The following is a 15,826-nucleotide window of genomic DNA, read 5'->3' as shown; positions in this document are numbered from 1 at the left end:
CAGTCTAAGACTCGGGCTCGAAGCACCATTGACTGCCGACCTGCCTTCGCCAGCCGTAAGTAAATTATATCGCAATCCGCCCATTTTCATCATCTGATGGTGTCGCGTTAGCGGCATGGGCGTCTAAAACTTTATTTTCTTTCGTCACCAATAAAAAAACCTCACCTCTTAAAATCTATAGAGGTGAGATGTTTTTAATCAGACTTTATTACAATTTATAAATCATTATTAAAATAACTTCAATCAATGCTCTTCTCTATTCCACAGTCACACTCTTCGCCAAGTTTCTTGGCTTATCCACATCATTGCCTCGTGCCAAGCTTGCATAGTAAGCAACAAGCTGCAATGGCACTACAGACAAGGCAGGAGACAAGCGAGACAGCGTAGCTGGCAGTACGAACATGCCGTCTACCGCCTTCTCTACTGCAGCAGCATTCGCTTCGTCAGTAATCGCATAAACGACACCGCCGCGCGCCTTCACTTCCTTAATGTTGCTCACTGTCTTCTCAACAAGCGCAGTCTGTGTAGCGAGTGCGATGACAGGTACACCTTCTTCGATCAAGGCAAGTGTGCCGTGCTTCAATTCACCCGCTGCGTACGCCTCGGAATGAATATATGAGATCTCTTTCAGCTTCAGCGATCCTTCCAATGCTACCGCATAATCCAGACCACGTCCGATGAAGAACATATTGTCGTGCTTCGCAATGTCCTCTGCAACCCGCTTCAGTTCATCAGATTGCTCCAGAATGCGCTCCACTTGCTCCGGCAATGCCTGCATCGCAGCAATCTGCTCACGAATCCAAGCCTGATCGTGAAGGCCAAGCTTCTCTGCCCAGTACAGGCTGAATATCATGAAGGCAACAAGTTGTGATGTGTACGCCTTAGTAGAGGCAACCGCAATCTCAGGACCTGCCCATGTAACAATGGTATCGTCTGCTTCACGGGCAACCGAGCTGCCTACTACGTTCGTAATCGCCAGAACCGTCGCACCGCAGCGTTTTGCTTCACGGAGTGCTGCGAGTGTGTCTGCTGTCTCACCAGACTGGCTGACAACAATAACAAGCGTCTGTGGTGTAATAATTGGCGAACGGTAGCGATACTCCGAAGCGACATCTGTCTCCACGGGAACGCCTGCACATTGCTCGATCAGCGTACGTCCGACAAGACCTGCATGATAAGCAGTACCGCATGCGACAATATGCACGTTGCGAATTTCTTGTAATTTCTCTGCAGTCAAATGCTTCAACTCGGGAAGCTTGATTCCACTGCGATCTTCTTGCATTCTACCGCGCATCGTGTCGCGATATGCCTTGGGCTGCTCATGAATTTCTTTGAGCATGAAATGGTCGTAACCGCCTTTTTCCGCAGTCAACACGTCCCAATCGACAACAATCATTTCCCGAGAAATAAAATTCCCCTCTAACGTCATCAATTCGACAGCGTCCTTAGTCAGTACGGCCATTTCGTTGTCGTTCAAAATATACACTCGACGCGTATATTGCAAAATCGCCGGAATATCCGAACCGATAAAATTCTCGCCTTCTCCAATACCGATAACTAACGGACTTGCGAAGCGAACAGCAACCAGCTTATCCGGTTCATGCTCTGTCAGGACAGCCAATGCATAAGCACCGCGCATACGCGCTGTAGCCTTCTGCACAGCCTTCACAATATCTCCGTCATACTCTTGAGCAATCAGATGAGAAATGACCTCTGTATCCGTCTCTGAACGGAATACAACTCCGGACGCGATCAGCTCTTCCTTCAGCTCCATATAGTTCTCGATAATACCATTATGAACAACAGAGAACTTCATCGATGCATCCGTATGTGGATGCGAATTCTCATTCGAAGGCTTGCCATGTGTCGCCCAGCGAGTGTGGCCAATGCCTACCGAACCTTGCAGCGGCTCATCCTCCAATTGAGAAGCAAGGACAGCTAATCTACCTTGTGCCTTGCGCACTTGCAAGCCTTCCGGTGTGAATACAGCAATGCCAGCAGAATCATATCCACGATACTCCAGCTTGCCCAATCCTTCCAACAACACCGCTTGAGAATTTCTAGCTCCAATATATCCGACAATACCACACATAATATAGACCTCCGATTATTCGCGGCCTCTCCAGTTGGCGACGTCGCACACAGAAGTCCATGCCTCATAAGCGTGAGTGCATAGCATTATTGGATGACTTATAAAGTTCAATAAGCTCATGGATAACGAGGGAAGCAGCCTAATTTGTAATAGCCTACTTCGCCAAGCAGCACAACAAGCAAGCTTGTTAGCCAGCTTGGACTCTGTGTGCTCTGTCCATCCACGAGACAGCCCGATTCTTAGTAGTTAATTGAGTTAAATCTTAATGGCAGCGATAATCAGCTGCATTGTATCTCCAAATGGATACGCCTTGACTATGCAAGTGTATCTCCATCTCATTATCAAACATACCTGCGTAAGCATGCGTTGTCAGGAAAGTCGCCTCTCCTGCATTCCGCTAATGCTCTTACGGTGCCGGTAACACACCGGGAGGTCCCCGCCGAACATTTCGAACACCTCCACCTCGTCCACTCGCTGCAATGGCCGATTCAGCAGCAAGCGCTGGCGCTTCTTGAACGGTTGCCCGTTACATTGCCAACCTCACAATCCTCACTTTCTATATGTGAATCATCTTCTATTTCCTATCTTCCTTACGAAGAGGACTGGCTCATCCTCTAGCATAAGCTGTTCCTGCATCATACACCGGCTTCTTGGCTGAGCTTCCAGGCATCGGCTTCGCCTTACCCACTCTGTATTTGCGGAACATGTTCTTACATTATATTCACTTTAGCCATTTTTCGCAACAATGCTACAGAAAATAGGAAAAAAGCCGCTTACCTGACAACGTCAAGCAAACGGCTCTGAACAAGTCCTATTAAGCTAGTTCTTTCTGTACAACCTCTACAATGCGGTTTACATATCCCTCTACAATATCCGCCTCAGGGCCTTCGGCCATAACACGTATCAGGGATTCTGTCCCGGATGGACGAACGAGCACGCGACCATTGTCACCCAACTCCTGCTCAACTTCCGCAATCGCCTTCTCGATAGCTGCATTGCCTTGGTATTTCGATTTATCCCCAACACGCACGTTCACCAGCACTTGCGGGTATTTGCGCATAAGCGACTTCGCTTCACTTAAGGATTGGCCATTTGCCTTCAAGTTAGCAACCAATTGGATACCAGACAGCATGCCGTCCCCTGTCGTATTGTAATCCAAGAAGATAACATGTCCGGATTGCTCACCGCCTAAGTTATAATTACCGCGGCGCATTTCTTCCATAACGTAGCGATCGCCAACTGCCGTCTTGGCTGTATTCAATCCGTGCTTCTCAGCACCCTTGAAGAAGCCAATGTTGCTCATGACTGTTGTTACAATCGTATCACTATTCAAACGACCAGCCCGCTTCATTGCATCGCCGCAAATGAGCAGAATGAAGTCGCCGTCAACTTCCTCGCCATGTTCATCAATGGCAATCAAGCGATCCGCATCGCCGTCAAAAGCCAGACCCAAATGAGCCTTGTGGCGCAGCACTTCTTCCTTCAACATTTCCGGATGCGTTGAACCGCAATGATCGTTGATGTTCAGACCTGTTGGCTCAGCGCCAATAGCGATTACTTCTGCACCAAGTTCACGGAACAAGCGTGGTGCCAACTCATAAGCAGCACCGTGTGCGCAATCGAGCACAATACGCATTCCATCGAAGCGTTGATCAACTGTAGATTCCAAATACTCTACATAGCGCCACTTCGCATCCGTATCCACTGTAACCGTACCGAGACCTTCGCCAATTGGACGAGGAAGCTCATCTTTAGCAGCATCCATTAGCTGCTCAATTTCAAGTTCTGTCTCATCAAGCAGCTTGTAGCCGTCGCTGCCGAAGAACTTAATCCCGTTGTCCTGAACAGGGTTATGGGAGGCAGAGATCATAACCCCTGCGTCAGCACCCAATACACGTGTCAGATATGCAACAGCTGGTGTAGACAACACCCCAAGCTGGATGACATCTGCACCAATTGACAGCAAACCTGCTGTCAATGAAGCCTCAAGCATACGGCCAGATACACGCGTATCCATACCGATAACCACCTTCGGTTTGCCTGATGCCTGCTTCGTCAGTACATAGCCTCCACAGCGTCCAATTTTAAAAGCAAGTTCTGCTGTCAATTCCTGATTCGCTACACCGCGTACACCATCAGTACCAAAATATTTCCCCATCGTTCGCTTCTCCTTCATGCTGCCATCAATCAATATGATCTGCTGTAGTTAGCACTTCGATCATAAATCCATCCTGTGCAGCATCTATTCTCACGTCGTAAATTTGATTTTCATTATTCTATTCGTCAATTCATAGATGTCACACATCTCTAGTTGGAATGTTCCACTGATCCGTTCACCGCTTCGGTCGGTGTTCCTTCCGCTTCATTCGAGGAAGGCGGATTCTCATGAGTGTCGGTCGATGGATTGCTTGGATGCCCCGTCTCATTCTGGGTTCCTGATGTCGAGCCGTTGCCTACTTCTTCTGGGATCGAAGTAGGAGGCTTCGGATCAGGCAATGTCGTTACGGGCGCTTCCGTATCCTTAATTACGACCTTGATCGTTAGCGGAGTTGAATCCACTCGTCGAACGAACCGAGGTAAATTTACCTGCAAGTTCACTGTATGCTCACCAGGAGGCAAGTCATTCACATTCGCAATCAACTGAATGTCACTTACCTTCAGCGCATCAATCAGATTCGGTGCGCCAACAACAATAACGTCCATCTTGCGGGAAGCCGGTTCCGCAATTGTCGTCTCCAATCGGTCATTGTCGCCCGTTAGTGTAATAGGAACGTCCGTTATCGTACGCTGTTTTACACCCGAAATTTGCAATTCGACAGTAATCTCACTCGGTTCTATTTTCTCAATGTTCGCAGGCGGCGTCAATTGTACCTTTATCTTATACGTCCCAGCAGCTTCAAATTGGCGCAAATCGACTTGTACATTATCCAAGTATTCGATCTTATCCAACGCTTCCTGAGGGCCGTACAGGGTCACCTGATTGACATCTGGAGACAAGGCTGACACAGCAAGTCCTTCCGCTAATTGTCCAGTCAAATTCACTTGGAGAGGTACGGTCTTGAATGGCTTCGTGATCGGTACTTCGACCTCGACAAAAGATGGTGTCAGGACTGCTCCCTCCACTTCATCGCCTCTCGCATTATACGCCGTCAACTTCACCCGCTTCGTGATGACAGACTCATTCGCCTTATCGACACTTACTGTACCTACTATCGATTTTACTTCAGCCATACGAGATGCGGGAAGCGTTACATGGACCCGGTTCGAAGGACGCACAATTGGAGTGCCTGCCTTATATCCTTTGGCAGGGGTTCCTTCTGTTTGTACCTGTACTTCGTACTCCTTCGTCTGCACATCCTCCAGCTCAATCGTTGCACTGCTCGGCTCCATCGACATCAAGTCGATTCCAGTTGGCAACTCATGACGGAGCTGTACCACATGCTTCCCCTTCCCATAGCCTGTTAAATCAAGTGTTACTTTATAATCTTCTGGCAATGCAGAAGCAATCGCTGTCCGCTTGCCTCGAACCTGTATACGTACCTTATCCGGCCGTATGGATTTAATTACCTGCTGCTTCGTATCCAATCCGACAATCCGTACTTGCACGTCATCAATCCAGCGAGATTCCATGAGCGGCTGCGGAGAAGTCGGTGTTGTATCGTCTTTATGTACGACAGCGAATAGAAGCACACCTAATACTAACGCGATAATCTTCGCTGCATTATTATTCATTAACCACTTATCCATGATGCTCACCTTTTCGTTTCCAGAACATTTTTAGTTCTTTCTTCGCCTTCGGCTTTAACTCATCGAACAGCTTGGATATGAGTGATTCTTCCTTAATATCACGCACAACTTGTCCATTGATAGCAAGGGACACTTGTCCTGTCTCCTCGGAGACGACAACAGAAATTGCATCACATACTTCACTGATTCCAATAGCTGCCCGATGTCTTGTCCCCAATTCCTTACTGATAAATGGATTCTCGGACAACGGCAAATAACAAGCTGCTGCTGCAATTTGGCTGCCTTGTATAATAACTGCTCCGTCGTGCAGTGGTGTATTCGGGATAAATAGGTTAATGAGCAACTCTGAGCTAATACGGGAGTTCATGGCAATGCCTGACTCCGTGTATTCATTCAACCCTGTCACACGTTCGAAGACGATGAGTGCACCGATCTTACGTCGTGACATATAATTAACTGCTTTAATAAGCTCGCTAATAACACGAGCCGTCTCATCTTCCTCTGCTACCGCGCGTCCACCGAACATTTTCCCTCGACCCAACTGCTCCAATGCTCGTCGCAGCTCAGGTTGAAAAATAATTACGATCGCAAGAACCCCGAACGTAAACATTTGATTCATAAGCCATTTCAGCGTATACAAATCAAACCACGTACTGATCGCCCAAGTCACAACGAGGATAAAGATCCCCTTCAGCAACTGGACAGCACGCGTTCCGCGGATGAGCACAAGTAGCTTATAAATTACATAACTAACGATTAAAATATCGATGATATTCTTGATCGTGTCTTTCCACGACATGTCCGCAAAATAATTCATGCAGGTACCCCCGGCGTTCGTTTCCCCTGATAAGATCCTGATGAGAAGATGAAGCACCTCTCTATGTATAACTATAACCTTTTCGTCTTGATGAAGCAAAATTTATATCCCATTCTTATCCATTCTTACAAAAAAGCCCTCCTGCAATAGCTGCAGGAGAGCCTCGGTACAACAGATACGGATACTGTCATTCGTTATGGCAACGACGGCCCCGTGCCGAACAAGTTCGTAAGCTGGTACCACATCCAGCTTAGTGCTTCGTCAATTTGGTGAACCGATCCCGAAATATTTGCCGTAGATGCTTGATACAGCTTCCCGTCAATGACGGTTACATCGCCCTTCACTTTGCCGTACACTTCTGCGACTCCGTTATGAATCGTTAAGTTACCTGATATTACTTTATCCGAAGGCACGATGACCTTATTATTCTCTACGACAACTCCATTCAGATCAGCGCCCTTAACCATAAGCTGCTTATCCGCATTCCACATACTTAGCGCACTTGTCATCATAACCAACACAAAGACGGCTGCGACGGTAATGGCTGGGTGACGTTTGACCCATAGCATGAACGCACTTTGCTGCTTCGGCTTCGGTATAACGCTCATGACCCGTGCCGTCAAATCATCCGATACAGGCTGCACTCGGTGATTGAAGCTGTACAGCAGAGTATCCATCTCCTCTAACTGACGAAATCGTTCGCGGCAATCCGGGCATGCAAGCATATGTTCTTTCAATTCGAGTGCATATTCCGGTGTCAAATCGTCATCTAGTAAATCATGCATTAATGAGACGGCTTGTTTGCAATCCATTTGAGCCAATCCTTTCATGGAGTCTCCAATCAGATACGATGGCGCATCCTACATTAAGAAGGATGACCCTATCTGGGACGTATCGTCATGCACCGAAGTCTTTCCCAACATTCTATACATTTTCGTTAGGGCTCATTCGGCTTGTTATACGATACGACTTGAATGCAAAATAGTTTCACTCTTTAGCCTGCTATTTTTTATCAGATTTTACGTTCCAGCTTCTTGCGGAGAAATTCTCGTCCCCGGTGCACCCTCGTTTTGATCGTGGTCACAGGCATATCCAGTACATCGCTAATTTCCTGCAGCGACATATCCTTTAAGTAACGAAGCACCATCACGGTCTTATATTTTGCAGGGAGACTCTCAATCGCCTCATGGACCATTTTCTGAGTCTCGCTTACAAGCAAGTATGTCTCAGGTGTACGATTATCGCTAGGGATCATCGCATACCCGTCAATGCCCTCCTGGTCATTCATCTCTGCATCAAGGGAATAATTCGGCTTCCGTTTGCGCAAGCGATCAATGCACAGGTTCGTTCCGATACGATAGATCCAAGTCGAGAACTTCTGAGTCTCATCGTAACGATCCAAATTGCGATATACACGCAGAAATGTATCTTGTACCACATCCTCTGCTTCATGCCGATTACTCAGCATGCGATAGGCAAGATGGAATATTTTATCCTTATATAAATCGACAATCTCGGCAAACGCTCGCGTATCCCCTTTTCGAGCTAATCTCACGAGCCGTTGTTCTAGCGTATCCAAGCGTCTCCCTCCATCCTCACTGCTCTTATGCCGATGTCTTCTCAATCATTGCACCTCAATGACAATGCCGGACATCGTAAGCAGGAATGCGAACCTTGGGAGCAACGTATCTTACTGTGCTCACGATCATTCACCGAATTCAGTGAATGAACAATGGCTCATTCGGGAAGCCTCGTTCCCTGCCTGTCGCTGCCCTAGGGGTGCGAGTGTGTCGATGCAGAAGCAATGCTGCTCTTCTTTGCCGGCGCACTCTTTCCTATGTATAAACACAGGAAAAGTCGAGCCTCGATCGCTCAAGACTCGACTGCATCGTCGCTACTTCGTGCTGTTTACGTATCGACGTAGCCTGCGGAAATCGATCATTCCGACATTATCAACCTGTATTTCGAAGCCCTGCTGCAATACCGTTAATCGTAAGCAAAACTTCCCGCAGCAATACCGCATCATCCTCTTCGTTCTCACGAAGCTCGCGCAGTTCTGCCAGCAGTTCCACCTGCATATAGCTGAGCGGATCCACGTATGGATTGCGCAAGCGAATCGATTCCTGGATGACAGGAACATTGTCGAGAATATCCTCTTGTCCGGTAATTTGCAGGATTAACGAAGAAGTCAATTTGAATTCTTCCTCAATTTGCGTAAATATACGCTCGCGAATGGTTTCGTCCTTAATCATGCCTGCATATTCCTTGGCAATGACAAGATCCGCCTTCGCAAGTGCCATTTGCAAGCTGTCGATCATAGACTGGAAGAAGGAATAATTCTGATACATATGGCGCATTGTTTCCATATTCTCTTCCTTGCCTTGATAGAAGCTCTGCAATCCTGTTCCTGCTGCATACCACGCAGGGAGCAAGTACCGGCTCTGCGTCCATGCGAATACCCAAGGGATCGCACGCAAGTCTTCGAAGCGGTCACTGTTCTTCCGCTTCGACGGACGTGAACCGATGTTCAGTTCACCGATCTCTGGAAGCGGCGTAGACTCCTTGAAGAACGTCATGAAGTCTGGATCACGGAAGATCAGATCCTGATACTTCTTCAGCGAAGCCTGGGAGATGCTCTCCATGAGCTCCTTCCACTTCGATTCATACAGATCCGTATGCGGCGTACGAGCCAGCGTAGCCGCTTGTATAAGTGCCGAAGTAGCTTGTTCCAAGCTTCGGTAAGCAATACCTTGTACGGAATAGCGGGAAGACAATACTTCACCCTGCTCCGTAATCTTGATGCCGCCACCAATCGTGTGTGGAGGCTGAGCCATAATACTGCGATTCAATGGCATACCACCACGACCAAGTGCACCGCCACGACCATGGAAGAACTTCAATTTCACATCGTACTTCTTCGCAGACGCCGTCAGTTCCTTCAGAGCCATACGAAGCTCCCAGTTCGCTGTAAATGCACCGCCGTCTTTGTTACTGTCTGAGTAGCCAAGCATGATCTCCTGCAGATCATTCATTGCTTCAACAGCACTGCGGTATATCGGCAAATCAAACAACGTCTTCATGATCGCAGGTGCGGCATGAAGGTCGTCGACAGTCTCGAAAAGCGGCACAGCCTGCAATGTGCAGTGTACTTTGCCTTTCTCTTTGCGGAACAAGCCTACTTCCTTCGCCAGCAGCATGACTTCAAGCACATCGCTCGCTGCCTCCGCCATACTGATCAAGTAGCTTGTAATACATTTCTCACCGAATTCCTTCTGTGCATCATAGACGATACGATACACATTCAGTACTTCAGTTGTAGATTCACTATATTGAATATATTCCGATATCAATGGACGAGGATCATTCAGCAAGCGATTAAGAAGCTCAATCTTCTCCTCTTCGCTCAAGCTGCTGTAATCGTCCACGATGTTCATGTTAGCCAAAATTTCAGTCATTGCATTTTCATGCTCTTTACTATGCTGACGAATATCAAGTGTCGCCATGTGGAAGCCGAACAGTTCTACTTGACGAATCAGTTTCTTCACATACGTGTCTGATACATAATCTGCGAAGTGGTGGCGCAAGCTCCGGTCAATAATTCTCAGATCTTCCAAGAACTCAAGCGGATTGTTGTAACGCTGTGCTGTCCCCTTCGTCGACTCATCCAGTATATTATTCAACTTCTCGAACATGTAGATTAACTTGATACGATACGGTTCCTTCTCATTGTTCCAGTATCCCGCATGCGTCAATGTCACATTGCGGCTGTCCTCTGCAATCGAGGAAAGCAGCTCCTCAGATACAGATACAATTGTAGTACTGAAGCTAAGCGTACGGAATAAGGACTTCAATCGCTCCTCGTATTTGCGAATCGCAAGAGTACGCTGCATCTTCAATGTTTCCCATGTTACATCATGGGTAACCGAAGGATTGCCGTCACGGTCGCCACCGATCCAAGAACCAAATCGAAGGTAAGTAGGCACATGCCATCCTCCGGATGGATAGTACTTATCCAGGCAGCGTTCCAATTCATGATATACATCTGGCAGTACATCGAACAGTGTCTCGTTGAAATAGAATAAGCCGTTGCGCACTTCATCGAGTACAGTTGGCTTACGATCACGCAGCTCATCCGTTTGCCACAGTGTTATCACTTCGTTCAGCAGCTTATCTCGCAATTGTTCACGCTCACGGTGTGTCAGAGTTGGATTATCCAACATTGTGACATCATCAGCGATGCGCTTATGAATATCGAGAATGGCCCGACGCATCGCCTCAGTCGGGTGCGCCGTTATGACAAGTTCCAAAGAAATGCTTTCAATAATTTCTTGCAATTCTTCTTCGGAAACTTTACGCTCCTTCAACTCCATGATCACACTTTCGATCGATCCTGGTTGAATGCTTTCACCTGCAGAGCGCTCATAATCGCGTTTGCGACGGATCCGATGATTCTGTTCTGCAATGTTCACTAACTGGAAGTAGATAGCGAATGCACGAATCACTTGATGTCGGATTTCGGGGTTCAACGTATTGATGAGTTGCTTAAACTCCTCATACAACTCGGGTAAAAATACGGCACGCAACGATTTGCTAAGCTCGCGGATCTTCTCCACAATGTTAAGCAATTCATTACCACCTTGATGGACGAGCACTTCGCCGAGTATATTACCCAGAAAACGAACGTCCCGCCGCAACATATTGTTGGAATTCGTCTTGTTTGCGGTTAACGTTAGATCAGTCATTCGTCTCCCCCTATCTCACAATTCAGTACAGTCTGTAAAAGACTTTCTTAACATCATACTACAAATTGAGACGAAAATCTTTAGTTTTCATTGAAAAAATCGCACGTTTCAATTGTATCCCCTTACATTGGTTCGGCTTTACAATGGATCGTTATTTTGATATCGCTAACCTGTATTTTTAGCCTTAAACAGCCTGAAATGTATGTTCATCATCCTACTCATTATGTTTCATGTAGAGCCTATAATTCATACATGATCGTCTAAATATGAACTGCGAACGCAGCTATTCTCAACAAAATAAAAAACGCCTTTCGGCGTCGATTTCATGCTGGTTAATGAAACGGGAATACTCCCCTTGCTCATCGTGCTCTAATTGTCTGCTCACTAATAATTCTCTCCGGCACGTGCACTTATCTGTATTTCAAGAAGCTTTGCAGTGCGGTACTCAACATGTCTGATCTAAAAATGGTGCCTCCCAGCTCCATTCGGTTATTGTTCATATTGACGCTCGTCCTACTTGAGTATTTCCACAATGTCTTTACGGACGGTCGAATCCTGAGGTTCTCATCCCATCGTATATACAAAAAAAACGCCAGTCGGCGTTGGTTTATTAAATGGAGCGGGTGATGGGAATCGAACCCACGCTACCAGCTTGGAAGGCTGGAGTTCTACCATTGAACTACACCCGCATATTTAGATGGTCGGGATGACACGATTTGAACATGCGACCCCCTGGTCCCAAACCAGGTGCTCTACCAAGCTGAGCTACATCCCGATACTGTATTGAAAATGGCGCGCCCTGAGAGATTCGAACTCCCGGCCTTTTGATTCGTAGTCAAACGCTCTATCCAGCTGAGCTAAGGGCGCAAATTATATGGAGCGGACAACGAGATTCGAACTCGCGACCCTCGCCTTGGCAAGGCGATACTCTACCACTGAGCTATGTCCGCATATGGAGCAGGTGATGGGAATACTCAACATAATCTGATTCAAAATGCCTTCGGCATTAAGATGGAACATGTTGACGCTCATCCTACCCTGATTACTTATCGATGCCTTCACGGATGGTCGAACCTGAGGTTCGCTTCCTTAGCAAGGATGTTGTTGGAGCGGGTGATGGGAATCGAACCCACGCTACCAGCTTGGAAGGCTGGAGTTCTACCATTGAACTACACCCGCATATTTAGATGGTCGGGATGACACGATTTGAACATGCGACCCCCTGGTCCCAAACCAGGTGCTCTACCAAGCTGAGCTACATCCCGATACTGTATTGAAAATGGCGCGCCCTGAGAGATTCGAACTCCCGGCCTTTTGATTCGTAGTCAAACGCTCTATCCAGCTGAGCTAAGGGCGCAAATTATATGGAGCGGACAACGAGATTCGAACTCGCGACCCTCGCCTTGGCAAGGCGATACTCTACCACTGAGCTATGTCCGCAATTTGTCGTTCAAAACGATATATCAGAAGCGACAAGTAATAATATATCATAAGGTATTAAGTAATGCAACCCCTATTTCAAAAAAAATAATAAATAGCTGAAAAACCTTGCTGTTGAGCCACTGGAGACTTCAAGGTGCCTGTTCTAGGACATCTCATCACAACGCTTAACAGCTATTATCGCCCACAAGCTCCAACGGTTCTCTACGTTCCCCCGCCCCTCAGAGCATTTCGTCAGGTCGCCATAGTGGAATGCAATCGTTATTCCAGTCGTACGTCCCCTTATTTGCTCTAGATGGGTTTGAGACGCTTTACGTATCCAAATCCCCTCTTTAAGGATTTAAAAGGGCTCATCCAGGCTTCTAAGCTTATCCCTAAGATTAATTCCTTCTACTCTCCAACACAATATTGAGACCTACAAGAACACGTAGTTACCTAAATAAACAGCAAAACGATAAAAGGCTAATTCGAATAATGAATCAATCGCTTCATCTAAAATGAATTGTCCCATCAAAGGTGGGACTTTATTTATAAAAGATGTACCTAATTAGTGTGTACAAGTAGATCCTCGAATAGTTCGGGTCTTTGTCACAGATAGGACTCATCTACAGCACAAGCTAATGGTTATATGTGGTATATTGGAAATGTATAACATTAATATACATTTCCAAGGAGGTTACTATGAAAAAATCGTTAGTCATCATTTCAACAGTGCTAATGTTATCAACATTTACTGGATTCGCTTCTGCTGCGCCTGACTCAACTAGAATTGCACCAACTCAATCAGAAACCTCAACAGATTCAAGAGAAATTTCACTTTTTGATGTTAGTCACGTTGGGTACCATTCCTTCCAGAGCTCATTTCATGCAAACATCCATGCCGGAAAGAGCTTAGACGTTCATGTTAAGAATGACGGCCCAGGAACAGTGTACATGACGTTAGTACGCGATGGAAAAAACTATGCGGTAGACATTCCAATATCTGCAGGCCAACAAAAAACAGAAACAATTAAAGTCTTTGGTGGCTTTATCTCTGAAAAATGGAAAGTATTCATTAATAATAAAGACGGCCATAATATGGACATCCAAGTTAAGGCAAAACAATACTAGAGCATTTAAGCAAATGATCATAATAAAGCCTCGGACTAACCCGGGGCTTTACTTCTTTGGTGCCGGCCTCATATTGCCGCCAGACAAACTACTCCAAAATGGGTTAAAGTAACATTCCCTGTCAATCCAAAAAATTATCTAGATCTTTCATTACCTCTCTTTGCATATATCTCTCTCCTCTTATCTTTAAACAGCATTATCCATGTTATGTTACAACACCACTATCCTGCCCTACAGTTCAACAAAAGGACGCCCCCCCTCCCTCGCTTGGGTTACAATCACAAACTAAAGAACGTACGCAGGAGGCATGTTTTGCTTAAAAAGAAGCCCTGGCTTAATCTAAGCACTAAGATAATACTTTGGTGCTTATGACATTTTCGTTTTCGGAAGTGATGATGCTCGGGATGTGTTTATCCTCGCGTTGCTCACATACCGGAATAAACGAAAATATTTTATATCTTATCGTGCAGCATATCACATCCATCAATTATCACTACAAATAAGCAAATTTGATTCCAGATAAATAGAATGAATAGCTCTCAATCTTATTGTCTGCATTTTGGTGATCAATAGCATCCACTTCACTAGCGTCTCCATCGATCCTAATGTCGCGTGCTCCCCACCTACCAGGTACACTACATTCTTGTTGGCATCCAATGCAGCTCTCTGCTTCGTTGCGAGTACCTTCCGATCCCTTTTGTCTGTGTAGTCATTGTGGAAGCGGTACTCTTTCCGTCCGGTATCCCACTCCACTTCACATCCGCTATATCGACACCTAATACCTTCTGGTCCAGCAAAATAGAAGCTAATTCCCATCGACTTTATGAAGAAGCTTGATCCATCACGTTTGGCCAAAAAGGAACTCTCACGTGGACGCTGGGGCAGTGTCAGACATTTCTTAAGGCAGCATCTGTGAGTCGCTTCTACACGGCCTATTTAACGGCCATAAACACCAAAAACAAAGAAGTCCGAAAGGTACACACCTATCATAGATAGGTATACTTGAAAAGCTGAAAGAGAAGATCGATCAGAATCATATATATCAACGCACAAAATAACGAAGTGTACCAGCAACAATAGGGTTTGATTAATTGCCACCTAGACGGAGAGCCAATACGCCCATCTCAATTGCGACATGATTACGAAAAGATAATCAATAAAAGAGGATTGCCATACATTCGGTTCCATGACTTGCGGCATTCATTTGCAACTAACTTGTGGGAGCTTGGTTTTGACCTTAAAGACATACAAGAGGTATTAGGTCGTTCTAGTGTAGCAATTACAGGAGACATCTATACACACATGAGAGATGAAAAGAAAAAGAACCTCATGGCGAAAAATTCTGAGGCTATAAACTCGATGAATAAAAGCAATGATCCTGTGGATATCTAGCTTTACGTTAACAAGTCCGTTAACAAAAACAAGGAACCTTACGCTCCTTACTATCTGTAAACAGCAAAAAACCCTTGTCCGACAAGGGTTTAATGATATGGTGCGCGTAGAGGGACTTGAACCCCCACGCCAAAGGCGCTAGATCCTAAGTCTAGTGCGTCTGCCAATTCCGCCATACGCGCACGATATTTAACTGGTGAGCCATGAAGGACTCGAACCTTCGACACCCTGATTAAAAGTCAGGTGCTCTACCAACTGAGCTAATGGCTCTTACAATGGCTGGGGATATAGGATTCGAACCTATGCGTGACGGAGTCAAAGTCCGTTGCCTTACCGCTTGGCTAATCCCCAATAAGGTAAAAATGGTGCCGGCGAAAGGAGTCGAACCCTCGACCTACTGATTACAAGTCAGCCGCTCTACCAACTGAGCTACACCGGCATATTATGGTGGACGCTGACGGGATCGAACCGCCGACCCTCTGCTTG

10 protein-coding genes and 12 tRNA genes are annotated in these 15,826 nt (G+C 46.2%); 2 read left to right on the top strand and 20 right to left on the bottom strand.

From position 1 onward, the window contains the following. Positions 1-256: 256 nt before the first annotated feature. From glmS to M3661_RS29330, 15 genes are all read right to left on the bottom strand, one after another. A complete protein-coding gene (glmS, locus tag M3661_RS29400; RefSeq protein ID WP_021255715.1) occupies positions 257-2,092 on the bottom strand; it encodes a glutamine--fructose-6-phosphate transaminase (isomerizing) in 1,836 nt (611 codons plus the stop codon). 814 nt (positions 2,093-2,906) lie between these two features. Then, a complete protein-coding gene (gene glmM, locus M3661_RS29395) occupies positions 2,907-4,250 on the bottom strand; it encodes a phosphoglucosamine mutase (protein ID WP_065292990.1) in 1,344 nt (447 codons plus the stop codon). A gap of 149 nt (positions 4,251-4,399) precedes the next feature. After that, entirely contained in the window at positions 4,400-5,839 is a 1,440-nt protein-coding gene (locus tag M3661_RS29390; RefSeq protein WP_251490962.1) for a CdaR family protein, read from the bottom strand. Beyond that, positions 5,832-6,656, bottom strand: coding sequence for a diadenylate cyclase CdaA (gene cdaA, locus M3661_RS29385; protein ID WP_021255712.1), 825 nt, complete (start codon positions 6,654-6,656; stop codon positions 5,832-5,834). Before cdaA ends, M3661_RS29390 begins: the two co-directional genes overlap by 8 nt. Positions 6,657-6,850: 194 nt before the next feature. Next, positions 6,851-7,468, bottom strand: coding sequence for a zf-HC2 domain-containing protein (locus M3661_RS29380; RefSeq protein WP_028532705.1), 618 nt, complete (start codon positions 7,466-7,468; stop codon positions 6,851-6,853). 200 nt (positions 7,469-7,668) lie between these two features. Next, complete coding sequence (gene sigW, locus M3661_RS29375; RefSeq protein ID WP_021255710.1) at positions 7,669-8,235, bottom strand: RNA polymerase sigma factor SigW; 567 nt, start codon at positions 8,233-8,235, stop codon at positions 7,669-7,671. Between the two features lie 373 nt (positions 8,236-8,608). Beyond that, on the bottom strand, positions 8,609-11,398 hold the full coding sequence (gene ppc, locus M3661_RS29370) for a phosphoenolpyruvate carboxylase (protein ID WP_021255709.1): 2,790 nt from the start codon (positions 11,396-11,398) through the stop codon (positions 8,609-8,611). 615 nt (positions 11,399-12,013) lie between these two features. Further along, a tRNA-Gly gene (locus M3661_RS29365) sits at positions 12,014-12,087 on the bottom strand. Positions 12,088-12,096: 9 nt separating this feature from the next. Next, positions 12,097-12,173: transfer RNA gene (locus tag M3661_RS29360), tRNA-Pro, on the bottom strand. Positions 12,174-12,188: 15 nt separating this feature from the next. Beyond that, positions 12,189-12,265 (bottom strand) — tRNA-Arg (locus M3661_RS29355). Positions 12,266-12,273: 8 nt separating this feature from the next. Beyond that, positions 12,274-12,348 (bottom strand) — tRNA-Gly (locus tag M3661_RS29350). Positions 12,349-12,503: 155 nt separating this feature from the next. Beyond that, positions 12,504-12,577, bottom strand: a tRNA-Gly gene (locus M3661_RS29345). A gap of 9 nt (positions 12,578-12,586) precedes the next feature. Then, positions 12,587-12,663: transfer RNA gene (locus M3661_RS29340), tRNA-Pro, on the bottom strand. 15 nt (positions 12,664-12,678) lie between these two features. Continuing rightward, positions 12,679-12,755, bottom strand: a tRNA-Arg gene (locus tag M3661_RS29335). 8 nt (positions 12,756-12,763) lie between these two features. Next, positions 12,764-12,838: transfer RNA gene (locus tag M3661_RS29330), tRNA-Gly, on the bottom strand. Positions 12,839-13,519: 681 nt separating this feature from the next. Between M3661_RS29330 and M3661_RS29325 the strand changes: the two genes are divergently transcribed. Then, entirely contained in the window at positions 13,520-13,948 is a 429-nt protein-coding gene (locus M3661_RS29325; protein WP_251490958.1) for a hypothetical protein, read from the top strand. A gap of 483 nt (positions 13,949-14,431) precedes the next feature. On the opposite strand, the gene M3661_RS29320 is transcribed toward M3661_RS29325, so the two are convergent. Continuing rightward, positions 14,432-14,803 (bottom strand): hypothetical protein, encoded by a 372-nt coding sequence (locus tag M3661_RS29320; protein ID WP_251490955.1) that lies wholly within the window; start codon positions 14,801-14,803, stop codon positions 14,432-14,434. Between the two features lie 228 nt (positions 14,804-15,031). On the opposite strand from M3661_RS29320, the gene M3661_RS30940 reads away from it, so the two are divergent. Then, a complete protein-coding gene (locus M3661_RS30940) occupies positions 15,032-15,340 on the top strand; it encodes a tyrosine-type recombinase/integrase (RefSeq protein WP_397376568.1) in 309 nt (102 codons plus the stop codon). Positions 15,341-15,438: 98 nt separating this feature from the next. Here the strand turns inward: M3661_RS30940 and M3661_RS29315 are convergent. From M3661_RS29315 to M3661_RS29300, 4 genes are all read right to left on the bottom strand, one after another. After that, positions 15,439-15,522 (bottom strand) — tRNA-Leu (locus M3661_RS29315). A 12-nt stretch (positions 15,523-15,534) separates the two neighbouring features. After that, positions 15,535-15,610: transfer RNA gene (locus M3661_RS29310), tRNA-Lys, on the bottom strand. Positions 15,611-15,616: 6 nt separating this feature from the next. Then, positions 15,617-15,691: transfer RNA gene (locus tag M3661_RS29305), tRNA-Gln, on the bottom strand. 12 nt (positions 15,692-15,703) lie between these two features. Next, positions 15,704-15,779 (bottom strand) — tRNA-Thr (locus M3661_RS29300). Between the last annotated feature and the right edge of the window lie 47 nt (positions 15,780-15,826).

The organism is Paenibacillus sp. MER 180 (genome assembly GCF_023713665.1).
Classification (GTDB): domain Bacteria; phylum Bacillota; class Bacilli; order Paenibacillales; family Paenibacillaceae; genus Paenibacillus_B; species Paenibacillus_B suaedae.
This window is presented reverse-complemented; position numbering and strand designations above follow the sequence as displayed.